General features: G+C 71.0%; 21 protein-coding genes and 2 pseudogenes. 16 read left to right on the plus strand and 7 right to left on the minus strand.

The features are described from left to right. The first annotated feature begins 63 nt into the window (after window positions 1-63). The 3 genes from P3G67_RS01745 to P3G67_RS01755 all read left to right on the plus strand — a co-directional run bounded on the left by P3G67_RS01745 (window position 64) and on the right by P3G67_RS01755 (window position 1,703). Window positions 64-621: a hypothetical protein gene (locus tag P3G67_RS01745; RefSeq protein ID WP_276091838.1), complete on the plus strand. Its 558-nt coding sequence runs from the start codon at window positions 64-66 to the stop codon at window positions 619-621. Window positions 622-636: 15 nt separating this feature from the next. Continuing rightward, window positions 637-1,074, plus strand: a complete 438-nt coding sequence (locus P3G67_RS01750; RefSeq protein WP_276091839.1) for a hypothetical protein — start codon at window positions 637-639, stop codon at window positions 1,072-1,074. Window positions 1,075-1,151: 77 nt separating this feature from the next. Beyond that, window positions 1,152-1,703, plus strand: coding sequence for an HD domain-containing protein (locus P3G67_RS01755; protein WP_313879549.1), 552 nt, complete (start codon window positions 1,152-1,154; stop codon window positions 1,701-1,703). Between the two features lie 78 nt (window positions 1,704-1,781). Here P3G67_RS01755 and P3G67_RS01760 read toward each other — a convergent pair whose 3' ends face one another. After that, window positions 1,782-3,089, minus strand: a complete 1,308-nt coding sequence (locus P3G67_RS01760; protein WP_276091840.1) for a pyroglutamyl peptidase — start codon at window positions 3,087-3,089, stop codon at window positions 1,782-1,784. A 99-nt stretch (window positions 3,090-3,188) separates the two neighbouring features. Here P3G67_RS01760 and polX point away from each other — a divergent pair, with 99 nt between their 5' ends. The 3 genes from polX to P3G67_RS01775 all read left to right on the plus strand — a co-directional run bounded on the left by polX (window position 3,189) and on the right by P3G67_RS01775 (window position 6,483). After that, the gene (gene polX, locus P3G67_RS01765) at window positions 3,189-4,928 is read left to right on the plus strand and encodes a DNA polymerase/3'-5' exonuclease PolX (RefSeq protein WP_276091841.1); all 1,740 of its coding nucleotides are present in this window, start codon (window positions 3,189-3,191) and stop codon (window positions 4,926-4,928) included. Window positions 4,929-4,995: 67 nt separating this feature from the next. Beyond that, window positions 4,996-6,084 (plus strand): hypothetical protein, encoded by a 1,089-nt coding sequence (locus P3G67_RS01770; RefSeq protein WP_276091842.1) that lies wholly within the window; start codon window positions 4,996-4,998, stop codon window positions 6,082-6,084. Between the two features lie 126 nt (window positions 6,085-6,210). After that, a complete protein-coding gene (locus P3G67_RS01775) occupies window positions 6,211-6,483 on the plus strand; it encodes a hypothetical protein (protein ID WP_276091843.1) in 273 nt (90 codons plus the stop codon). Here P3G67_RS01775 and P3G67_RS01780 read toward each other — a convergent pair. Further along, window positions 6,478-7,244: pseudogene (locus P3G67_RS01780) on the minus strand (methyltransferase); the annotation flags it as partial. The gene P3G67_RS01775 and the pseudogene P3G67_RS01780 overlap by 6 nt on opposite strands. Here P3G67_RS01780 and P3G67_RS35945 point away from each other — a divergent pair. Further along, window positions 7,240-7,485 (plus strand): hypothetical protein, encoded by a 246-nt coding sequence (locus P3G67_RS35945; RefSeq protein WP_391858160.1) that lies wholly within the window; start codon window positions 7,240-7,242, stop codon window positions 7,483-7,485. The pseudogene P3G67_RS01780 and the gene P3G67_RS35945 sit on opposite strands and share 5 nt — an antisense overlap. Window position 7,486: 1 nt before the next feature. Here the strand turns inward: P3G67_RS35945 and P3G67_RS01790 are convergent, their stop codons facing one another. Continuing rightward, window positions 7,487-8,728: an MGDG synthase family glycosyltransferase gene (locus tag P3G67_RS01790; protein WP_276091844.1), complete on the minus strand. Its 1,242-nt coding sequence runs from the start codon at window positions 8,726-8,728 to the stop codon at window positions 7,487-7,489. Window positions 8,729-8,889: 161 nt separating this feature from the next. Beyond that, window positions 8,890-10,272 carry a hypothetical protein gene (locus P3G67_RS01795; protein WP_276091845.1) on the minus strand — a complete coding sequence of 461 codons (1,383 nt, stop codon included), beginning with the start codon at window positions 10,270-10,272 and terminating at the stop codon, window positions 8,890-8,892. A 335-nt stretch (window positions 10,273-10,607) separates the two neighbouring features. Between P3G67_RS01795 and P3G67_RS01800 the strand changes: the two genes are divergently transcribed. The 5 genes from P3G67_RS01800 (at window position 10,608) to P3G67_RS01820 (ending at window position 15,624) form a co-directional block, all read left to right on the plus strand. Beyond that, window positions 10,608-11,477 carry an RNA methyltransferase gene (locus P3G67_RS01800; RefSeq protein ID WP_276091846.1) on the plus strand — a complete coding sequence of 290 codons (870 nt, stop codon included), beginning with the start codon at window positions 10,608-10,610 and terminating at the stop codon, window positions 11,475-11,477. 264 nt (window positions 11,478-11,741) lie between these two features. After that, window positions 11,742-12,230 (plus strand): hypothetical protein, encoded by a 489-nt coding sequence (locus P3G67_RS01805; protein WP_276091847.1) that lies wholly within the window; start codon window positions 11,742-11,744, stop codon window positions 12,228-12,230. Between the two features lie 19 nt (window positions 12,231-12,249). Next, window positions 12,250-13,209 carry an NAD(P)H-dependent flavin oxidoreductase gene (locus P3G67_RS01810; protein WP_276091848.1) on the plus strand — a complete coding sequence of 320 codons (960 nt, stop codon included), beginning with the start codon at window positions 12,250-12,252 and terminating at the stop codon, window positions 13,207-13,209. A 196-nt stretch (window positions 13,210-13,405) separates the two neighbouring features. After that, complete coding sequence (locus tag P3G67_RS01815) at window positions 13,406-13,909, plus strand: LURP-one-related/scramblase family protein (RefSeq protein ID WP_269856712.1); 504 nt, start codon at window positions 13,406-13,408, stop codon at window positions 13,907-13,909. Window positions 13,910-14,079: 170 nt separating this feature from the next. Next, window positions 14,080-15,624, plus strand: coding sequence for an AMP-binding protein (locus tag P3G67_RS01820; protein WP_276091849.1), 1,545 nt, complete (start codon window positions 14,080-14,082; stop codon window positions 15,622-15,624). A gap of 51 nt (window positions 15,625-15,675) precedes the next feature. Here P3G67_RS01820 and P3G67_RS01825 read toward each other — a convergent pair whose 3' ends face one another. Next, a complete protein-coding gene (locus P3G67_RS01825; protein WP_276091850.1) occupies window positions 15,676-16,314 on the minus strand; it encodes an SAM-dependent methyltransferase in 639 nt (212 codons plus the stop codon). Between the two features lie 142 nt (window positions 16,315-16,456). Between P3G67_RS01825 and P3G67_RS01830 the strand changes: the two are divergent. Beyond that, a pseudogene (locus P3G67_RS01830) lies at window positions 16,457-16,633 on the plus strand (XRE family transcriptional regulator); the annotation flags it as partial. Window positions 16,634-16,644: 11 nt separating this feature from the next. On the opposite strand, the gene P3G67_RS01835 reads toward P3G67_RS01830, so the two are convergent. Continuing rightward, on the minus strand, window positions 16,645-16,863 hold the full coding sequence (locus P3G67_RS01835; RefSeq protein WP_276091851.1) for a DUF6011 domain-containing protein: 219 nt from the start codon (window positions 16,861-16,863) through the stop codon (window positions 16,645-16,647). Further along, window positions 16,860-17,120, minus strand: coding sequence for a Smr/MutS family protein (locus P3G67_RS01840; RefSeq protein ID WP_269856708.1), 261 nt, complete (start codon window positions 17,118-17,120; stop codon window positions 16,860-16,862). Before P3G67_RS01840 ends, P3G67_RS01835 begins: the two co-directional genes overlap by 4 nt. A gap of 220 nt (window positions 17,121-17,340) precedes the next feature. On the opposite strand from P3G67_RS01840, the gene P3G67_RS01845 reads away from it, so the two are divergent. From P3G67_RS01845 to P3G67_RS01855, 3 genes are read left to right on the plus strand one after another with little or no spacing between them, the layout of a single operon-like run. Next, window positions 17,341-17,856 carry a 2Fe-2S iron-sulfur cluster-binding protein gene (locus P3G67_RS01845; protein ID WP_276091852.1) on the plus strand — a complete coding sequence of 172 codons (516 nt, stop codon included), beginning with the start codon at window positions 17,341-17,343 and terminating at the stop codon, window positions 17,854-17,856. Further along, the gene (locus P3G67_RS01850; protein ID WP_276091853.1) at window positions 17,853-18,854 is read left to right on the plus strand and encodes an FAD binding domain-containing protein; all 1,002 of its coding nucleotides are present in this window, start codon (window positions 17,853-17,855) and stop codon (window positions 18,852-18,854) included. Before P3G67_RS01845 ends, P3G67_RS01850 begins: the two co-directional genes overlap by 4 nt. Continuing rightward, complete coding sequence (locus P3G67_RS01855; RefSeq protein WP_276091854.1) at window positions 18,851-20,965, plus strand: xanthine dehydrogenase family protein molybdopterin-binding subunit; 2,115 nt, start codon at window positions 18,851-18,853, stop codon at window positions 20,963-20,965. The genes P3G67_RS01850 and P3G67_RS01855 overlap by 4 nt, the downstream gene beginning before the upstream one ends. The last annotated feature ends 58 nt before the right edge of the window (window positions 20,966-21,023 follow it).

Below are 21,023 nucleotides of genomic sequence, written 5' to 3' on the forward strand. Positions count from 1 at the left end.
CCCGCCGCTGGATCTCTAGGATTAACCGGCTCCAAACAGTCAAAAGGTTAAAGGGGGTATAGAGTGCGCAAAATCCTCCACCTGGCCATTGCTTTCGCCGCGTTCCTCGCCGCGAGCATCGGCCTGGTCTCGCCAGCGGTCGCCGCGGGCGACTACGGCGAGAAGATCTTCGAGATCGGCGACCAGTTCTTCCAAGCCACCGACTCCAACGGGCACTTCACCGCGCAGGTCACCTATGTGTCCGGCGGTCGGCCGTTCCGGGAGAACCCCGTGGCGTTCTCCTTCGTCATCAGCCCGTACCTGCGGTCGATCGCCACCGGCACCATGCAGTGCAGAGCCTGGCAGTCCAAGAACGGCGCGCTGACCGGCGCCAGCGACTACCACTCGATCCCGCCGGGCTACATCTGGCACTGGACGTTCCCGGAGAACCCGATCGGACCGCACATGGAGGCCAGCGGAAGCTGTGTCTTCCCGGTCAACGCGGGTGGCCGCACCGGGACCGCCAACGTGCGGTTCCTCTTCCGCTACGTCGTGGACGGCGGGGGCGGTGACGCGGCGTCGCACCGGCAGGCCGCGCTCTCCGGCACGTCCGCCCTGGTCAGCAGTGCCTCGATCGGTTAGGGGCCACGAAAGGTGATGTCAGCGCTACGGAAGCTGGCCTCATGGGAACTGGTCGGCACGCCCGCGCAGGGTGTGCCGACCGGCCTGGCGAGCGCCTGCGCACGGGTCGGACACGACCTGCGGCACGATGCCAGAGCGCGGGCCCGGCTGCCCGAACCGCGGTGGTGGGCGGGACGGGAGGCGGGCGCCCCGGAGGGCTTCCTGGTCGTGGGAATGGAGTCAGCGCAGGGCGCGCTGTTCGGGTCGGGCGTCAACTGCGCTGTGGGACAGGCCGAGTTGACCGCCCGCGTCGCCGAGATCACCCAGGACCACCTCGTCGGCTACGAGGCGCTGCCCTGGCCACTCTGCCCGGGCCACGACCACCCGATGGCGCCGTGCGCCATCGGCGAGCAGGCGTGGTGGTGCTGCGGTGACACCCAGCAGCCGCTGTTCACCATCGGCCAACTCCCCTGAAACCGCGCCCACCCAGGCCGTTCACCCGGGCCTGTTGTGTTGGGGCACCGCACCAACGCAGAGGGAGCGCCGTTTCCGTGGACATACCGCAGGTGAGCAGTGTCGAGGAGCTGATGACGCTGCTGCGTTCCTGTCGGGGGGCGTGGGACACTCCCGACCGCTCCGGCGATCCGGTGGACCTGCACGATCACGGACTGCAGACCGCTCGGCTGCTACGGGAGACGCATCCCGAGGACACCGAACTCCAGGTGGCCGGTCTGGTGCACGACATCGGCCATCTGCTGCGGCCGGGCGACGACGCGGGCCACGCCCGGCACGCGGCGGACGCGGTACGGCCGTTGCTCGGTGAGCGGGTGGCCCGACTCGTCGAACTGCACGTCCCCGCCAAGCGCTATCTGGCGGCCACCGTCGCCGAGCGCACCCTGTCCCCGCGCAGCGCCCTGACCCTGCGGACACAGGGCGGAGCGATGACGGCCGCCGAGATGGAGCACTTCCGCGGCGACCCCCTGGCCCAGTCCGCGATAGCCCTGCGGGAGGCCGACGACGCGGGCAAGGTCGTCGGCCTGGACCCCGGCACCATGGAGGACTGGCGGCCGGTCATCGCGGCGGTCGCACGAACCGCCGTGTAGTGGGCGGCAGTTGCGGCGCGCCAGGCCGACGTGGCGCCGTACGGCCCCTCGTCAACGGCCGGTGATCCACCCGCACGTTCAGAGCAGTGCGTCCGCAGCGGTGGTGATGATCGCGCGGAGTTGGGCGAGGATGACCGCCCGGTTGTGTTCGAAGACCGGGTCGGTGATCGCGCTGGTGCTGCCCGGGGCGAACTCCAGCACGGGAGTGTGGACATGGCCACCCCGCACATCGAGACCCACCGCGTCCCTGAGCCGCGTCGCCCGGTAGGCGATCTCGTTCGACAGGTAGTCACCCCCGCCGCCCGCTCGCGCCATGGAACCAGGCGTCGGCCCGTCCGGCCTGGTCACCGGGGTGCTCTGCCCGGCGGGCAGCTCAGTGACCTCGGTGTGGTCGTAGACCGGGAACGGCCCGGTGCGCGCCCGCACGATCCGCTCGTAGGGCAGCGTGGTGACCGTCCACTGCGGCTGCGGGCGCCGGCCCGGCACCCAGGCGGGCAGCGGTACCGTCCCCGTGCGGGACAGGTTGTCGTTGTCGGGGAAGCCGCCGCGCCAGGCGCCGTTCCACCGTTCCACGTCGAAGCGTCCCACCCGGCCCTGGCTGACGGTGACGAACATGTCCACCCGCTGCGGGCCGGGCCTGAAGTAGGGCAGCAGGGTCCGCTCGACCGTGCCGTCGGCGAAGTCGTCCCAGCGGACCGGGAAGATCACGGTCTCGATCCTGACCGGACCGGCGGCGGTCCGCAGCGTCACGCCGTCCAGCGCCAGCGCGTTGGCGCCCGACGGGTTGCCGATGCGGATGTCGGTGTCCAGCGTGAACGGATCGAAGCCGGTGACGACAACACGCTTGATCCGGTCGCCCGTTGGCAGGTCGACGGAGTCCTCGCCGCGAGACGTGCGTTCCAACCGCAGTAGCAGCGCGGCCCGTTCACGCTCGCTGAGGGGGAAGCGCGGCCGCCATTGGCGCAGGTACCGGGTCATGCCGAGCCGCGCCCAGTACAGCGGACGGTCATCGCTCCTGTTCAGTCCCGCCGCTCGCCCGCCCCCAGCGGACGGGCCGCCTTCCGTCAGGCCGCGCCCCTGAGCCCGGTCCACCGCTGCCCGCCACAGCCGTCTGCCGCTGTCCGTGACGACGCGCCGGGCCTGCGCCGGTGTGCTGGCCGCGCACAGCCGGCGCAGGAAGTCGGGCGCCTTGCTGTCGAATCCGCTGCGGCGCAGTATCTCCTGCGGGATCGGCCTGACCAGGCGCTGCTCCTCGACGGTCAGTGGGGCCGAGGCGTTCACACAGCCCTGGGCCGCGTGTGCCGCCGGGGCGCCGAGCACGGCGGCCGGGACGACGAGGGCGGCGGTGGCGAGCAGGGTGCTCGCGCTGGTTCGTAACCGGGTCATACGCGTTTCCCTTCGGCTTGGCGGTTTCATGCCAACCCTGTCAGGGCGCCGCCCACAGTGGCCAGGCAGCACAAGGGCAAGCTCAGTAAAATGGGCACCATGGTGCGGCCCAACGAGGAGGTCGCGGCGCTGCTCCAGGAGTACGCCGACCTCCTGTCCGTCACCGGTGGCGACGCCTTCAAGGCCCGCGCCTACGAGAAGGCGGCCCGCGCGGTGGGTGGGTACCACGCTGATGTCTCCCGGCTGGACGTCAAGCATCTGCGCGAGATACCCAACGTCGGGGCGTCCATCGCCGAAAAGGTGGCCGAGTACTTCCACACCGGCCACATCCCGGCGCTGGAGGAGCGCAGGTCCCGCATTCCCGCGAGCGTCCGCGAACTGATCCGGATCCCCACCCTCGGGCCGAAGAAGGCCATGGCACTATACGAGGACCTGCACATCGCCTCCGTCGACGAGCTGGCCGAGGCCATCCGCTCGGAGAAACTGCGCGGTCTGAAGGGTTTCGGCCCCAAGACCGAGGAGAACCTGCTGCACGGCATCGGCCTGCTACGGCAGGCGGGTGACCGCATCCTGCTCAACACGGCAATGCAGACCGCGGAGGACGTGCTGGCCAGGCTCACCGAGATCACCGGCTGCGTCCGCTGCACCTGCGCGGGCTCGCTGCGCCGGATGCGGGAGACCGTCGGCGACATCGACATCCTCGTAGCCGCGGACGACTCGGCGCCCTTCATGGACGCGTTCGTCAACCTGCCCTACACCGTCGACGTCATCGCGCACGGCGGCACCAAGAGCTCGATCCGCACCTCCGAGGGCGTTCAGGTGGACCTGCGGGTTGTACCACCCGACTCCTGGGGCGCGGGCCTGATGTACTTCACCGGCTCCAAGGCGCACAACATCCGGCTGCGCACCATCGCGGTGCGCCAGGGCCTCAAGCTCTCCGAGTACGGCCTGTTCGAGGCCGACAGCGGCAAGCTGATCGTCTCGTGCACCGAGGAGGAGGTGTACGCACGACTCGGGCTGCCGTGGATCCCACCGACGCTGCGCGAGGACCGCGGCGAGATCGCCGCCGCGCTGGACGGCACGCTGCCCGATCCGGTGACGGAGACGCAGCTGCGCGGCGATCTGCACACCCACACCGACCTGACCGACGGACTCGCCCCGCTGGAGGAGATGGTGGCCGCCGCGGCCGAACGCGGTTACGCCTACTACGCGGTCACCGACCACGCCCCCGACCTCTACATGCAGCGCATGACCGACGACAAGGCGCTCGCCCAGCGCGAACTGGTGCGTCAACTCGACGGCAAACACCACAGGTTGCGACTACTGCACGGCACCGAGCTGAACATCGGCCGGGACGGCGACGTCGACTGGCCCGAGGACTTCCTGGCGGACTTCGACCTGTGCGTGGCCTCTGTCCACTCGTACTTCCAGCTCGGCCGCGAGGCCCAGACCCGGCGGCTGATCAGGGCCTGCGAGAACCCGTACGTCAACATCATCGGCCATCCCACGGCCCGCCACATCGGCAGGCGGCCCCCCATCGACGTGGACCTGGACGCGGTGTTCGAAGCCTGCGGTCGCACCGGCACCGCCATGGAGGTCAACGGCCAGCCGGAGCGGCTCGACCTGAGCGACGAGGACATCCTGCTGGCCAAGCGCTACGGCGTGAAGTTCGCACTGGACAGCGACGCCCACAGCCCGATCCACCTGCCCTATCTGCGCTACGCGACCGGCACCGCGCAGCGCGGCTGGCTGACCGCGGACGACGTGATCAACACCTGGCCGTTGCGGCGGTTGAAAAGCTTCCTGCGCAAGGGGCACGGACGAGCGGCGGCGGCATGAAAGGGCGCCTGCCCCTCACGCCTCGTACGCTTCCCTCGTCTTGATCGGTGCGGGAAGGAACGTAACTGTGCTGCGTGTACTGCTGGGCATCGCCGGTGCGGTGATCGTGCTCGGGATCTTCTTCTCGGTGCTGGGCACACTGGTGATCCCACGGCTGACCCGCTCCAGCTTCACCCGGGTCGTGCAGCGCACGGTGCACCGGCCGTTCCAGTGGATGGCCGACCTGACGCACAGTGCCGAAGTCAAGGACCGGCTGCTCGCCCCCGTGGCGCCGCTGGCCATCCTCATCACACTGATCAGCTGGCTGGCGTTCTTCCTGCTCGGCTATGCGCTGCTGGAGGCGGCGGTGAGCCGACTCGGCGTCAGGGCCGCGCTCACCGAGGCCGGTTCGTCGCTGTTCACCCTCGGCTTCGCCAGCGGAAACCGGGCGTCGCTGAACGCCATCGACTTCTGCGCCGCCGCCACCGGCCCGATCGTGATCGGCCTGCAGGTCGGCTATCTGCCCGCCCTCTACGCCGCCTACCAGCGCCGCGAGACCGAGGTCACCCTGCTGGAGTCGCGCGCCGGGAGCCCGCCCTGGGGACCGGAGATCCTCGCCCGGTACGCGCAGGTCCAGCTGCTGGACGACCTCACCGAGCTGTTCCGCGGCTGGGAACGGTGGAGCGCCGGACTGAGCGAGAGCCACACGACCTACCCGATCCTGATCCAGTTCCGCTCCACCAAGGCGGTCCGCAACTGGCTGATCGCCCTGCTGTCGGTGATGGACGCCGCGGCGCTGCGGCTGGCGTTCAACCCCTCCCAGCCGAAGGCCGAGGTACGGATGGCACTGCGCGCGGGCTTCGTCTGCCTGCGTGACATCGCCGACAGCCGCGGCATCGCCTACGACCACGACCCCCACCCCGACGACCCGCTCCAGCTGACCTACCAGGAGTTCCTCCAGGGTGTGGCGCGGATGACCGAGCAGGGCTATCCGATGGAACGCACACCGCAGGAGGCATGGCCGCACTTCCGCGGCTGGCGGGTGAACTACGAGGGGCTCGTATACCGGCTGGCATGGGACATCGACGCGGTCCCGGCGCCGTGGTCGGGGCCCCGCCGCACCCCGGTGGTGATCCGCACACCGCTCACCCCGATCGACCGCCGGCCCGTAACCTGATCCACTTCCCGGTGTTCACTCTGACGGCCTAGCTCCGATGGTCCATTCGGGGGCCGGGCGTTTCGATGGATCCGCGGGCGAACCGGGGCTGCCCCGCCCGCTGGGACATGAGCCAGGGAGAGGCCGATGTACGAAATGCGCGCCGAATTCGACCCGGATGCGACCGGAGGCCTGGAGAACACTTCTAGCAGCTTGGCGCTGTTGTGGCATGTCATCTCCAAGGAAGACAACCAGATGGCCCTGTGCGGTCAGCGACTCGCCCAAACAGTGCACGAGAGCCTGGTGGCAGGGGGCCACGCCGCGACGGAGCGCTGCTGCTCACCCTGCCTGGCCGTGGTCCGCGCCTCGATGCAGGCCGCGGAGGTCCAGGTGGGCGCCGCGCAGCCGGTGAGGTCATGACCGCGCGCTCGCCAGGCGCCACAGTGAAGGTGGTCTCCGCCGCGCGGGCCGCGTGCAGCGGATCCGCGGGGTCGGTCGAGCGTGGATGCCGTGGTGTGGTGTCGATCCTGTCCAGCACCCGCAGATGTGCGGCCCCGATGGCGGCGAGCAGTTGGCGCCGTGTTCTGAGCCCCAGGTGTTCGGCCAGCCGTTCTCACGAGCGCAGACAAGCGCGCGGGGGTTGATGTCGGTGGCCACCACCCGCTCGATGCCCCGCTGGGCCAGGACGGCGGCGAGCACACCGGTCCCCGTGCCGAGGTCGAACGCGGTGCGGGGAGCGGCGCCGTCCACCACCGCGGCGGGGAGCGGCGCCCGTGCCACCAGGTCCACGTACTCGCGCCTGACCGGGGAGAACACTCCGTAGTGCGGATGACCGCGAGCCCCGAGGGCGGGTACAGCAACGCCCTTGCCGCGCCACTGGTGTGCTCCGATGACACCGAGCAGCTCCGTCAGCGACACCACCATCGGTCGGCACGGCGGACCGTACGGCTGCGCGCAGGCCCGACGGACGTCGGGTGCCCTGCGCAGTGCCACGGTGTGGTCGTCTTCCAACAGCACGAGCAACCTGCCCAGCACACGCGCACGGTGAGCACGGGCCCGACGGCGCGGCCGGAACGACCCTGCCGGGCCGGACCGGTTCCAGGCGGTTCGCGGTCGATACGGCGGCCCATCGCCCGCAGCAGTTGACGGGCGTTGTGGAAGTCACCCGCGACAGCGGTGCCCACCGAGGGCGCGCGGCGGGACCGGCTGTTCGACCAGGTGCTGCGTGTCGCACCGGGGTACGGGGACTACCAGAGCCGTACCGACATCGCAACCGCCGACCCCCGCCGCTTCACCGCCGAACTCGACCGGATGGCAAGGGAGCTGACCGCGCACCTCGACTACGAGGAGGCGTGGCTGCTGCCCGTCCTGGCCAGGATCCCGTTCCCTCCCGCGGCGCCCGCCCAGGCCACCGGGTCATAGGTCACGAGGCCGAGTTCGCCCCCGGCGCGGCCGCCCCCAACTGCCGCCGCCACAGCGGCGGTTGGCGCCTTCGGCGCGCGGCGGGTGCCGTACCGCAGCGTCGCCCCTCGGCACGCCAGCGGCGCGCCAGCTCCGCGACGACGTGCACCGCCTGCTGCTCCTCGGGCAGCGCCGGCAGCCGCACCCGGCCCCGCGCCGCCTGCTGGTCCAGCGCCTCCGCCAGTCCGGCGGGGGTGCGGGGCCAGGGGGCGAGCCCGGCGCGGGCCAGGGTGGCCGCGTTGGCCCGGCCGTGTCCGGACAGCACCTCGTAGCTCACCGCGGGCAGCCCCGCCACCAGCGCCTCGGTGAGCGACAGCCCGCCCGCGTTGTGCACCAGCACATCGGCGGCGGACATGAACCGCGGCATGTCATCGCGCCACCCCAGCGCGACCGCCCCCGGCAGCTCCGCCACCCGCTGCCGCAGCCGTTCGTTCCTGCCGCACAGCACCACCGGCACCGTCCCCGGCACGCCGCACACCGCGCGTACGCTGGCCGTCACATCGCCGAGTCCCATCGAGCCGGTCACCAGCAGCACCATCCGCCCGTCCGCCGGTACGCCCAGCTCGGCGCGGAGCGCCTGGCGGTCCGCCGGGTCGACCGGCGCGTCGAAGGCGGCCGGGGCCAGGGGGCCGGCGGGAGCCATCGGCAGGCCGTACCTCGCGCTGCCCTCGGCGGCCGTGGCGTGGGTGACGGTGAGGTGTGCGTCGATGCGGGGGTGCAGCCACAGCCGGTGCGGCGCGGGGTCGGTGAGGTAGCACACCGTGGGCGCGGTCAGTGTGCCGTCCTCCTTGAGCATGCCCAGGCTCTGCGCGGCGAACGGGAACGTGGTCACCACCACGTCGTAGCCCTGGCCGACCCAGTCCGCCAGGTCCCGGCAGGCCAGTCGGCACAGCCGCATGGTGAGCGCGCGCACCGTCGAGTCCCGTTCCTCGCTGCGGAACAGCCATTCGAAGACCCGTGGCGCGCGAGTGGCGCTGAACGCGTAGCCGTCCCGCAGCAGATGGCGGTAGCGGCGCGGTAGGGCGTCGAGGTAGTCACGGTACGTGGCCCCGATGCCGTGGGCGGCCAGCCGTCGTACGAGTTCCGTGGCGGCACCGTTGTGGCCCGCGCCGACACTGCCGGTGATGACCAGTGCGCGGAGCGGTGGCCCGGTTTCCGGGAGGTGGTGGGTGTGGTCGGGAGAGGCGTGCTGTAGGACGTCCATGTGCTTCCGCTCGACGTGGGCGCACGGCCGGGTACGGCGTGCGGCGCTTCGGGTGGGGCAGCCCCCTCGTGCTCGCGCCGTACCGTAGGAGCGGCCGGTCCCGATCCGCCGTTCGTGGACATGAGCGCCAGACGGCGGTCTGGTGAACTTCACGCCGCGCACTACCAAGTCCAGCCGTGGCCCCCACTGTTGTGGCTGAAGGCGAGCACTGACGTGGTCAGGATCAGCCAGCGGGTCAGCGGGCCGCGCGGCAGCAGTGCCGCCGTGGCCCAGACGGTGGCGGTGTACCAGGGCATGGACCAGGGCGCCGCCAGGATCCAGGCGAAGCCCAGGGCGAACGGCGCGGACACGGAGAGTACAGCCTGCGGCGGGATGCGGCGGTGCAGCAGCCAGGCGAGGGCCAGCATCAGGACCGGCCAGGCGAGGCTGATGGCGGTGCCGGTCGCGGCCGGTCCCACGGTGACCCGGCCGAGCTGTTGGACGGCCGCCCACAACGACGGGACGGAGACCAGGCGGGCCGCCGACGACAGCGGTGACAGGGCATGCAGGCCGTACGGGTAGTAGCCGGCGAACGAGACGACCGCGAAGGCGGACGTCTGCCGTGCCATGCGGGCCCAGTCGCGCTCCCGCAGCAGCGGCCACAACAGTCCGACGCCCAGCAGCACCGCACTGATCTTGAGGCCGCAGGCCAGCCCGACGAGCACCCCCACCAGCAGGTCGTCACGCGGCCGGGCGGCCCGGCGGGCGAGGTGAACGGCGCAGACCGCCAGGGCGGCGATGAGGGTGTCGAGATGGCCGCCCGCGACCAGCAGCACGATCAGCAGCGGATTGGCGACCCACATCAGCGCGGCGCGGACCGGGTCGTCGGCGGTGCGTATCAGGAGGTGTCCGGCGGCGAGGAACGCGGCGCCGTTGACCAGCATCAGCAGCCAGATGGTCAACCACGGCCGGTGCCCGCCGATCTGCGCCGCCGCGGACTGCAACCAGGTCGCGACCGGCCCGTACACCGAGGGCGTACGCAGCCATACGTCGCTGACCAAGTGCGCGTAGCCGCCGCCCAGTTGGCCGGGCGTGGTCACATAGGGGTCGCCGCCGAGCGCGGCTATCCGGCCATAGGCGGCATAACTGGCGGTGTCGGAGGAGCCGACCGGCGTCAGGTCGGCGACGACGGCCACGACGGCCGCGCCCACGTAGAAGAGGGCGCGCGGTCTTGGGCGCCAGCCGCGGCGGTTGGCGCCGAGCAGTCCGAACAGCCCCACGCTGGAAAGCGCTATCGATATGTAGACGGCGATCGTGGAGGCGCCCCCCGGCATGGGTGCCAGCAGGGGCAGCGGAAGCGGCGCCCGCAGTGTGTGGTTGTTCGGCGCGCTGGCGCCGACCAGCACCAACAGCACCATGCCGAGTGCCGATACGCAGACGGCGACCCTCGGCCTGGCGAGCACGCTGTCGTTGAACCGGTCGACCAGGGCGCTCCCGAGGGCGTCCGGCGCGATGGTGGCGGACGCGGGTCCGGTGTCCAGGGCGACTCGTGGAACCGGCGGCATCAGCGGCTCTCCCGCGGCCCGTTGGCGCGCACCGACCGCCATCCTCCCTCGCACGGCCTGCCGCACCGGTCTCGCGGCGGGCGCGATGGTCGGCGTTCGATCGTCGGTCGTCACAGTCGCTCTCTGGGTCGCGTACGGGGGACAACGCGCCAGGTAAGCTACTACAGCGTGTAGACGACCGCATATGTGCCCTGCTGGGCCGGGCATGAGCTCCTCAGATATCGCACTGCTCGGTGCACCGCAGATGTCCGGCATCGGAACAGAGGTTGGCGCGCGGACATCGAGTACGCTGCCCACGCGCGGTTCGTCGCGGGTCATCACGATATGGGGGACAGGTGCCAACGGTTCAGCGGATCACCTCGCGCAACGCGCGGTACCAGCAGTGGCAGGCACTGCTGGGCAATCGCAACAAGCGCCAGCGGTCAGGTGAGTTCCTGGTCCAGGGGGTGCGGCCCATCACGTTGGCCGTACGGTACGGCTGGCCGGTGCACGCGCTGATCTACGACGAGCAGCGGAAGTTGTCCCAGTGGGCCGAGGAACTGCTGCGTACCGTACGGACCGAGCACATCGCCACGACCTCCGACATGGTGGCTGACCTGGGGGAGAAGAACGAGTCCGCACCCGAGGTGGTCGCCGTCGTGGGCATGCCCGCCGACGACCTCGACCGAATCACGGTGCGCGATGACTTCCTCGGTGTGCTGTTCGACCGGCCGACGAGCCCGGGGAACATCGGCAGCATCATCCGCTCCGCGGACGCCTTCGGCGCGGACGGCCTGATCGTCGCCGGACACGCCGCGGACGTCTACGACCCCAAGTCGGTGCGCGCCAGCACCGGTTCACTGTTCGCCCTGCCCTCGGTACGGGTCGCGTCGCCACGCGAGGTGGTCGACTGGGTGGACGCGCAGCGGGCCGCGGGCCAGCCGGTGGTGCTGGTCGGTACGGACGAGCAGGGCGACTGCGATGTCTTCGACTTCGACCTCACCCAGCCGGTGTTGCTGCTGGTCGGCAACGAGACCAACGGGCTCAGCAACGCATGGCGCGAGGTGTGCGACCACACGGTGCGCATCCCCATGACCGGCGCGGCCAGCTCCCTCAACGCGGCCAACGCCACCACGGCGGTGCTCTACGAGGCGGCGCGCCAGCGCGTCGCCAGCGGGAGGGCGTCAAGCGGCGGCGCGCCCCGCTCCACCGGCGGCCGACGGTAACGCGGCGCCGTCGCCCCGGCACTGCCGGGGCGGTGCCACCAATCGTGTGCCGCCAGCCGGATGAATCGCCGCCGCCGGGACACCGTGGTGACCCGCGCTGACGGCTACGGGCTGCTCCGGCCGGGTGATCCGGGACGCCCCGCCTGCCACGGGCTCGGGCTGCGGCAAGTGTCTGATGCGCTTTAGCTCGTAGTGAGGGTGCGGATCTTCCGACGTCCAACAGCAGCCTCTTGCCTGCGTCCGCCGCCCGAGGAGGTCATCGCCATGAGCCCTCACAAGTGGGTCGCCGCTCCACTGGCGGGCGCGGTGATCGTCCTTGCCGCGCCGACCCTGGCCGATGCCGCCTTGGCTTCCGCCCACACACGGCACTCGGCAACCCTCGCCACGGTGCACCGCTCGGTGCAAGGCACGGCCCACCGCTCGGTGCACGGCACCGTGGCTCCTGACCGGCGTCGTGGCCGCCGGGTGCGCTTCGGCAGCGGATTCCGCTGCCCCACCCGCGCCCCGTTGGTCTTCAAGGACGTCAGGGCGATCCTGAAGAACTGCCGACGCGGACCGATCGCCATCATCAAATCCACCAAGGACGGCTCGGTGTTGACGTTCCTCGACGTCAACATCCCGTTCAACACCTCCGGTAGCTACCAGTTCCGGATCGTCGGCTTCTACCGACGCCACCCGGCGCTGCTGGTGCAGAACTTCGACCGCCGCCCCCGGTGGTTCTACTTCCCGCCCAGCCGCTGGCACTACCGCTGAGAGGCCGGATAATGCCCGTATGGCATTGACGACCGCGTTCACCACCTCACTCGGGCTGCGGCATCCCATCGCCCTCGCGCCCATGGGCGGCTCCGCCGGTGGCGCGCTGGCGGCGGCGGTGTCCAACGGCGGCGGGCTGGGCATGGTGGGCGGCGGCCGGGGCGACCGCGACTGGCTGCGCCATGAACTCGCCCTGCTCACCGGGCAGACCACCAGCCCGTGGGGAATCGGCTTCCTCGCTTGGGGAGTTGACGTCGAGACCGTCGCCTGGGCGCTGGAGTACCAGCCCGCCGCGATGATGCTGTCCTTCGGCGACCCCGCCCCCTTCGCCGAGCGTGTCCGGGACGCGGGCGCCCAACTCGTCGTGCAGGTCACCGATCTGGACGAGGCGCGGCGTGCCCTCGACGTGGGCGCGGACGTGATCGTCGCCCAGGGCACCGAGGCCGGGGGACACGGTGGCGCGGGGCGCGGCACGCTGCCGTTCGTACCGGCCGTGGTCGACCTGGCCTCGCCGGTGCCGGTACTCGCGGCGGGCGGGATCGCCGACGGGCGCGGCCTGGCGGCCGCACTGGTGCTCGGCGCGGCCGGGGCCCTGCTGGGCACCCGGTTCCAGGCCAGCCGCGAAGCACTCGTACCGCCCCAACTCACCGAGGCGCTGCTGCACGGCCGAGGCGAGGACACCGTACGAAGCCGCACCCTGGACGTCGCACGAGGAGCGCCCTGGCCCGAGCGGTATCCCGCGCGCACACTGCGCAACGCCTTCCTGGAACGCTGGCACGGCCGCGAGGCTGAACTCAGCCGCAACGCCGCTGCCCGGCAGGAGTTCCGGGCCGCCGCCGAACGCGACGACATCGACTACGTCCCCGTCTGGGCCGGTGAGGCCCTTGATCTGATCACCGAGATCAGACCGGCGGCCGACATCGTCACCGACCTCGCCACGGAGGCGGAGCGAGCCCTGGCCTCGGGGGGCCACCGCTGACACCCACGCTTCACGCCACTGTCCGAAGTGGCGGACGCGCTGGGCGCGCACGGGTACCGCCTTCTGTCGCGGGGGAGTGAACCAACGCGGCGCTGGCCGGAGCGCGACGCAACCGGAAGTCGCCGTACCGGCGTAATACGCTCTGGGGCGGCACAGTGCCGCTGACTGGCAGCAACGACCCGAACGGGGATTTCCCATGCGCTACCTGGTACGCGACCGCATGCTGGCCTTCCACGAGGAGGCATGGGTCGAGACCGAGCACCGGGAGAAGGTCTTCAAGGTCAACCGGAGGTTCCTGCGGCTTCGCCGCACCTTCGACTTCGTCGACGCCCAGGGCAACCACGTGGCCAGCATCGTCAAGAAGGCCTTCACCTTCCACCACACCATCCTGATCAAGCGGGAAGGCCAGTTGGAGGCATGGATCAGCAAGCGGATGTTCAGCCTCTTCGGCGACCGCTTCAAGGTCAGCCTGCGGGACGGGCGGCGACTGCGGATAGTGGGCAACTTCTGGGACCGCGAGTTCGACATCCAGCACGACGGCAACACCCTGGCGCACATCTCCCGGCGCTGGTTCAGCATCCGCGACGCCTACGCGGTGGACGTGATGAGCGAGCGGGACACGATGATGCTGCTCATCCTGGCGGTCTGCGTCGACCACACGCTTCAGGACATGAAGGGCGACAAGCTGACCAACCTCTGAGCAGGGCCGCAGGCAGCGTGTTCACGGCGCCCCGCAGGTGGCGAATCGGCGCCGTGATCGACCTTCCTGGGCCGGATGGCGATGGCCCGACTTGTTGTTATGGATCATCAGGGTGCATCGTACATTCGGTTGCCTCGGGCAACCCTATGGGTTTCTAGGAGGAGTTATAGATGTCTGTCGCTGCCGACGGTTTCCGTACTTACGTGGACGACAACCTCGACGCGCTGGGCGCTGACCCGGAGCGCGAGGCCCTCGTGCACGAGGGACGACGCATGACCGCGGGGGAACTGCGCGACCTCGTCTACCGGATGGCCCGCGCCCTGCGCGCCCAGGGCATAGGCCGCGGCCAGACGGTCACGTTGCTGTGCGGGAACCTGCCGGAGACCGTCGCCGCCCGCTACGCCGCCAACCTGATCGGCTGCCGGGTCAACCACCTTTACAACAAGCTGTCGGCCGAGGTCCAGGCCGCCATCGTGCAGGATGTGGAGACCCGCGCGCTGATCGTCGACCCGCGCCTCACCGAGCGTGCCGTCGAGGTGCTCGACCGGGCGCCGGTGAAGGACGTCCTGATACTCGGGCCCGCGCCCATCGGTTCCGACCTGCTCGCCCTGGCGGCCGAGCAGTCCGCCGAGCCGTTCCCCAACGAGGCCCGGCCGCAGGACATCTGCACCATCCGCCACACCGGCGGCACCACCGGCCATCCCAAGGGCATCTGCACCTCCTTCGGCCAGATGCGCAACCTGCGCGGACGGCTGCCGGAGAACAAGGGCGACCGGCACCGGCAGTTGGTGTGCACCACCCTGGCCCACGCGGCCGGTTTCCTGGTCGACTCCACCCTCAACTCCGGTGGCTCGGTGGTGCTGTTGGAGGACTTCGACGCCGAGGCCGTGCTGGCCACGATCGAGCGTGAGCGCATCACCCATCTGTTCCTGCTGCCGCCCCTGCTCTACCAGTTGATGGACCACCCGAACGCGGCCCACACCGACACCTCCAGCCTGACCAACGTGGTGTACGGCGGCTGCCAGGCGTCGCCGACCCGCATCGCCGACGCGGTGCGGCGGTTCGGCCCGGTGCTGATGCAGTTCTACGGGCAGAACGAGGCCGGTGGCATCAGCGTCCTCAAGTCCGAGGACCACGACGTGCAGCGCCCGGACCTGCTGCGGTCCGCGGGCAAGGTCCTCGACGGGGTCGAGGTCGTCGTCCGTGACGAGTCGGGACGCGATCTGCCCGCGGGTGAGCACGGCGAGATCTGCGTGCGCTCCGACCAGATCATGAGCGGGTACTGGAAGCAGCCCGAACTGACCGCAGAGGTGCTGCGCGACGGCTGGCTGCACACCGGTGACGTCGGCTACCTGGACGCGAACGGCTACCTGACGATCGTGGACCGACTCAAGGACATGATCGTCGTGGTCGGCGGCCATGTGTACACCACGGAGCTGGAGGACCTGCTCAACTCGCACCCGCAGGTGCTGCAGAGCGCCGTCTTCGGGGTGCGTGACGAGGACCGGATGGAGCGGGTGCACGCGACCGTGGTCCGCGCCCCCGGCAGCGACGTCGACGAACAGCGACTGCGCGACATGGTGCGCGGCGAGCGCGGCGCGATGTACGAGCCCGCGCGGATCACGTTCGTCGACGCCCTGCCGCTGACCGACGCGGGCAAGCCGGACAAGAAGCAGCTGCGGCTGCGGGCCGAGCAGGAGGCCGCCCTGGCCTGACCGCCGTCCGGGGCGGGCCGGGACTCGTCCGGCCCGGCCCTGGCGGTCCGCTCAACGCTGAGGCAGCCGACGGAGTTTGACGGTGCTGTCGGTGCGCGTGAACGACTCGCCGTCGGGCATGACCTGGACGCGCTCGTGTTCCTCGTTCAGCAGTACCTCCCACTGCCCGTCCGGCAGGTTCAGCGCTTCGATGACCTCGTCCGGGGAGGGCAGCCGCACCTCGGGATGGGCGTGCTGCTCCCAGTGGGGCAGACCCGAGTGTCCCTCGATGAGCAGTACCCCGCCGGGCGCGACGGCCGCAGCGGCCTTCTGCAGGATCTCCTCTCGCGGCATGTCGCCGAGGGTGTGCAGGAACTGGGCGGAGACCAGGTCGAAGCTGCCGGTGGGAAAGGACGTCGCGAGATCGTGCCGCTGCCAGTCGATCCGGTCGCCGACGCCCGCCGCAGCGGCGTGCTTGATCGCCCGGTCCAGGGCGACACGGGAGACGTCGACAGCGGTGACCCGCCAGCCCCGCTCGGCGAGCCAGACGGCGTCTCCTCCTTCGCCGCATCCCAGGTCCAGCGCGGTGCCCGGCTTGAGGGGGGCGACCTCCCGGGCCAGGACGGTGTTGGGCTGTCCGCTCCAGATCCGCTCGCTCTCGGAGTACCGGGCGTCCCAGAGCTCGGCCGCCGAGGCGGTTTCGTTGGTCATCTTCGGTTCCCTTTCGGTGGGAGGGGCGGTGGTCACAGGCGGGTGGCCCCCGCCCGTACCTCCGTTCACCGCAGAGCGTCGCCCCAGCATCGCTGCTTTGACAAACCTTCTTGCCGAGTCAGCAAACAGATGTATGGCTGACCTGTCCGGCCGACTACGGCTGGCCCTGGGCGGGCACGGCGTCGTCCTGACCGCCGAGTTCGACATCCGCACTCCGCATGGCCTCGCCAACGCGGGTTCGGCGCCCGTGGAGTTCCTCAGCCTGTTCGGGCCGCGGGGAGAACGGATGCGCGTACGCGCCCGCCCGAGCGGTGAGTGACCCGCGCCCGCTCAGTCCGCCAGACCGGGTAGCGCGTCCTGCTCGACCTCGGCGCGCGGCGGCCGTGGAGCGCCGCGCTCCGCCAGCTTGGCGCGGCAGCCCTCGCCAAGCCCCCACAGGCGCGCCTCCCGGCCGGTCAACGGGCGCCCGCACAGGCGGCAGCTGACGCGCCGCCGCGCCTGCGGCTCGTCATCCTGGTCGAGCGGCAGCGTCGGATTCGGCGCGGTCATCGGGCCGGCCTGAAGTGGACAAGGAGACGGCCCGGGTTGTTCGGATCGGCCTCGACCCGGTCGTACAGCTTCTTGATGTGCTTCTGGCCGAGGAACGCCAGGGTGCGCTGCCTCAGCTGCCCCGATCCCTTCCCGGGGATGATCTCCAAGACGGTCTCGCCGGTTCGGGCGGCCTTGAAGATGGTCTGCCGCAGGGCGAGTTCGATGTCTCGGTTGTTCCGGAAGATCGGGTGAAGGTCGAGGGTCAGCAACGTCAACCCCTCCTGTCGGTTCCGGCGTGGCCCAGCCCGAGTCTGCCATGTCGCCGTGCGCTCGACGCCGGGCGGGCGTACCCCGGTCACCTTCGGTGAACGTTTCCGTGCGCCAGCGGTGTGAGATGACGCGGCATCGGTTTGTCGCGGGCCCGAATCGGTTAGCCCGAAACGCTGTGCCGATGTGTTGGTACGCGCGACCGCGCGCACCGGAAGGAGACGGGCCATGGGTGCCATGACCGCGGTCACCCTGGACATCAACGGTGAGCGGTTCTCACGCGAACTCGACAACCGCACGACGCTGTTGGACCTGCTGCGCGAACACGCGCACCTGTCCGGGGCGAAGAAGGGCTGCGATCACGGTCAGTGCGGGGCCTGCACGGTCCTGCTCGACGGCCACCGCGTCAACTCCTGCCTGTTGCTCGCGGTCGCCATGGACGGGACGGAGATCACCACCATCGAGGGGCTGGCCGAAGGGGGCACCCTGCACCCGCTCCAGCAGGCGTTCGTGGACCACGACGCCTTCCAGTGCGGCTTCTGCACACCGGGCCAGATCTGCTCGGCGGTCGGGGCGATCGCCGAGGCGCGCGCCGGATGGCCCAGCGCCGTCACCGCCGAGGACGTCCCCGAAGGCCCGGTCGAGTTGACCGTGCCAGAGGTCCGCGAGCGGATGAGCGGCAACCTGTGCCGTTGCGGCGCCTACGTGAACATCGTCAGTGCGGTACGGGAAGTGGCTAGGTGAAGGAATTCCGGTACGAACGGCCGACCGACGCCGACGCGGCCGTCGCTTTGCTGACCGACGCTCCTGCCGCCACCTACCTCGGTGGCGGCACCAATCTGGTGGACCTCATGAAACTCGGCGTGGCCGCCCCCGACGTGGTCGTCGACGTCAGCCGACTGCCGTTCGAGGAGATCGAGGAGACCGACGGCGGCGGGCTGCGGGTTGGCGCCGCCGTACGCAACAGCACGCTCGCCGCGCGCCGGATGGTGCGCGAACGCTATCCGATCGTCTCCGAGGCGCTGCTGTCCGGCGCCTCGGCGCAGCTACGGAACGCGGCGACCATCGGCGGAAACCTGCTCCAGCGCACCCGGTGCCTGTACTTCCAGGACGTCGGCAAGCCGTGCAACAAGCGCCAGCCGGGCTCCGGCTGCCCCGCCCGGGAGGGCGTCCACCGCGACCTGGCGATCCTCGGGGCGTCGGAGCACTGCGTCGCCACGCACCCGTCCGACCTCGCCGTGGCGCTCGTCGCGCTGGACGCGATGGTCCACCTGGTCTCGGCCTCGGGTCCGCGCTCGCTGCCGCTGACCGAGTTGCACCGTCTGCCGGGCGACGAACCGCAGCGCGACACCGTCCTGCGGCACGGTGAACTGATCACCGCCGTGGAGCTTCCGCCGCCGGTGCCCGAGGCCCGCTCGGCCTACCGCAAGGCCCGTGACCGGGCCTCCTACTCCTTCGCGCTCGCCTCCGTCGCCGCCGTGCTGCAGGTGCGCGGCGGGCTGGTGCACCATGTGCGGATCGCCTTCGGCGCACTGGCGGCCAAGCCGTGGCGCGCCCGCGTCGCGGAAGAGGCGCTGCTGGGCCAGCCCGCGACCGGGGAGGCCTTCGGAGAGGCCGTCGACCGGGAGCTGGCGGCGGCCAGGCCGCTGCGGGACAACGGCTACAAGGTGCCGCTCGCCCGCCGCCTCGCCGTCAGCGTGCTGACCGACCTCGCGGCGCCCGAGGCCGGAGAACCGCGATGACCACCACCCAGCCCCTGCTCGGGGCGCCCACGGCCCGGCTGGAGGCCCGCGAGAAGGTCACCGGCGCCGCCCGGTACGCCACCGACCACCCCACCGACCGCACCGCGTACGCCTGGCCGGTGCCCGCCACCGTCGTGCGCGGCGAGATCACGTCGATCGACACCACCGCGGCCCTGGCCGACCCGGCCGTACTGGCCGTACTCACCCACCAGAACGCTCCCCGGCTGCACGAGACCGACGACCCGAACCTCGCCGTGCTGCAGAGCCCGCACGTGGCGCACCGCGGCCAGTTCGTCGCGCTCGCCGTCGCCACCTCACTGGAGGCCGCGCGGTCCGCCGCCGAAGCGATCCGCGTCACCTACCGCACCGAGCCGCACGACGTCGTACTGACCCCCGACCACCCGGGACTGTACAAACCCGACGAGGTCAACGCGGGCCTGCCCGCCGACCGGGAGCACGGTGACTTCGACACCGCCTACGCCAACGCCCCGGTGCGGATCGACGCCGTCTACGAGACCCCCGCCCTGCACAACCACCCCCTGGAACCGCACGCGGCCACCGCGCTGTGGGACGGCGACGATCTGACGGTCTACGACTCCAACCAGCACTCCTCCGGCGTCCAGCGCACACTCGCCCAGTTGTTCGGGCTGGCGAACGGCAAGGTGCACGTGGTCAACGAGCACGTCGGCGGCGGCTTCGGCGCCAAGGGCACCGCCCGGCCCCCCGTCGTACTCGCGGCGATGGCGGCCCGCACCGTGCGCCGCCCGGTCAAGCTCGCCCTGCCGCGCAACCAGCTCGCCGCGGTGACCGGCTACCGCGCCCCCACCATCCAGCGGATCCGCATCGGCGCCGACCCCGAAGGACACATCGAGGCGCTCGCCCACGAGGCGATCACACAGTCCTCGACGATCACCGAGTTCGTGGAGCAGGCCGCGACGCCCAGCCGCACCATGTACAACGCACCACACAGCCGCACCACCCACCGGGTCGCCCGACTCGACGTCCCCACTCCGTCGTGGATGCGCGCGCCCGGCGAGTGCCCGGGGATGTTCGCCCTGGAGTCCGCGATGGACGAACTCGCCCTCGCCTGCGGGGTCGACCCGATCGAACTGCGGACGCGCAACGAGCCGGCCGTCGAGCCGGACAGCGGGCTGCCGTTCAGCAGCCGCCATCTGGTGGAGTGCCTGCGCGAGGGCGCCCGCAGGTTCGGCTGGCACGACCGGGACGCCCGGATCGGGGGCAGGCGCGAGGGCCGTCTGCTGATCGGCAGCGGCGTCGCCGCCTCCACCTTTCCGGCGCTCGTGATGCCCTCGCAGGCCGAGGCGCACGCCGCCGCCGACGGAAGCTACGAGGTGCGCGTCAGCGCCAGCGACATCGGCACCGGCGCCCGCACCGTGCTGACCCAGATCGCCGCCGACACCCTCGGCGTGCCGCTGGACAGCGTCCGGGTCCGCGTCGGCAGCAGCGATCTGCCGCCCGCCTCGGTGGCCGGGGGCTCGTCCGGCACGGCCTCCTGGGGCTGGCCGGTGCACAAGGCGTGCACCGAGTTGCGGCAGCGCCTGGCGGAACGCGGGTACGCGGTGCCCGAGCAGGGCATCACCGTCGCCACGGACATCGCCCAGGACATTGACGAGCGGGAGGACCTCGCACGCCACGCCTTCGGCGCGCAGTTCGCCGAGGTCCAGGTCGATCCGGCGACCGGTGAGACACGGGTGCGCCGGCTGCTCGGCGTCTTCGCGGCGGGCCGGATCCTCAACTCCCGTACCGCGCGGTCGCAGTTCATCGGCGGGATGACAATGGGCCTGGGAATGGCGCTACTTGAGGGCAGCACCATGGATCCCGCCTTCGGTGACTACGCGGAACGGGACCTGGCCGCGTACCACGTGGCCGCCTGCGCGGACGTCCCGGAGATCGACGTCCACTGGATCGAAGAGGAAGACCCACACCTCAACCCCATGGGCTCCAAGGGCATCGGCGAGATCGGGATCGTCGGCACCGCCGCGGCGATCGCCAACGCGGTCCACCACGCCACCGGCGTACGGGTGCGTGCCCTGCCCATCCACCCCGATGTGCTCGTGGCCCGGCTGACTGACCAGCCAGGTCCGCCATAGCGCGGGAAAGTGTGTCAAGGTGTAAGAGGAAGAGCGCCGTAGCAGGTGCCTGGGCAGG

This window comes from Streptomyces silvisoli (genome assembly GCF_029269905.1).
GTDB lineage: Bacteria > Actinomycetota > Actinomycetes > Streptomycetales > Streptomycetaceae > Streptantibioticus_A > Streptantibioticus_A silvisoli_A.

What these genes read in the sequence shown, in the direction of transcription:
- P3G67_RS01750 (WP_276091839.1), top strand. Translation starts at nt 637, where the DNA reads ATGTCAGCGCTACGGAAGCTGGCCTCATGGGAACTGGTCGGCACGCCC.
- P3G67_RS01760 (WP_276091840.1), bottom strand. Translation starts at nt 3,089, where the DNA reads ATGACCCGGTTACGAACCAGCGCGAGCACCCTGCTCGCCACCGCCGCC.
- polX (WP_276091841.1), top strand. Translation starts at nt 3,189, where the DNA reads ATGGTGCGGCCCAACGAGGAGGTCGCGGCGCTGCTCCAGGAGTACGCC.
- P3G67_RS01775 (WP_276091843.1), top strand. Translation starts at nt 6,211, where the DNA reads ATGTACGAAATGCGCGCCGAATTCGACCCGGATGCGACCGGAGGCCTG.
- P3G67_RS01790 (WP_276091844.1), bottom strand. Translation starts at nt 8,728, where the DNA reads ATGGACGTCCTACAGCACGCCTCTCCCGACCACACCCACCACCTCCCG.
- P3G67_RS01795 (WP_276091845.1), bottom strand. Translation starts at nt 10,272, where the DNA reads ATGCCGCCGGTTCCACGAGTCGCCCTGGACACCGGACCCGCGTCCGCC.
- P3G67_RS01805 (WP_276091847.1), top strand. Translation starts at nt 11,742, where the DNA reads ATGAGCCCTCACAAGTGGGTCGCCGCTCCACTGGCGGGCGCGGTGATC.
- P3G67_RS01810 (WP_276091848.1), top strand. Translation starts at nt 12,250, where the DNA reads ATGGCATTGACGACCGCGTTCACCACCTCACTCGGGCTGCGGCATCCC.
- P3G67_RS01815 (WP_269856712.1), top strand. Translation starts at nt 13,406, where the DNA reads ATGCGCTACCTGGTACGCGACCGCATGCTGGCCTTCCACGAGGAGGCA.
- P3G67_RS01820 (WP_276091849.1), top strand. Translation starts at nt 14,080, where the DNA reads ATGTCTGTCGCTGCCGACGGTTTCCGTACTTACGTGGACGACAACCTC.
- P3G67_RS01825 (WP_276091850.1), bottom strand. Translation starts at nt 16,314, where the DNA reads ATGACCAACGAAACCGCCTCGGCGGCCGAGCTCTGGGACGCCCGGTAC.
- P3G67_RS01835 (WP_276091851.1), bottom strand. Translation starts at nt 16,863, where the DNA reads ATGACCGCGCCGAATCCGACGCTGCCGCTCGACCAGGATGACGAGCCG.
- P3G67_RS01845 (WP_276091852.1), top strand. Translation starts at nt 17,341, where the DNA reads ATGGGTGCCATGACCGCGGTCACCCTGGACATCAACGGTGAGCGGTTC.
- P3G67_RS01855 (WP_276091854.1), top strand. Translation starts at nt 18,851, where the DNA reads ATGACCACCACCCAGCCCCTGCTCGGGGCGCCCACGGCCCGGCTGGAG.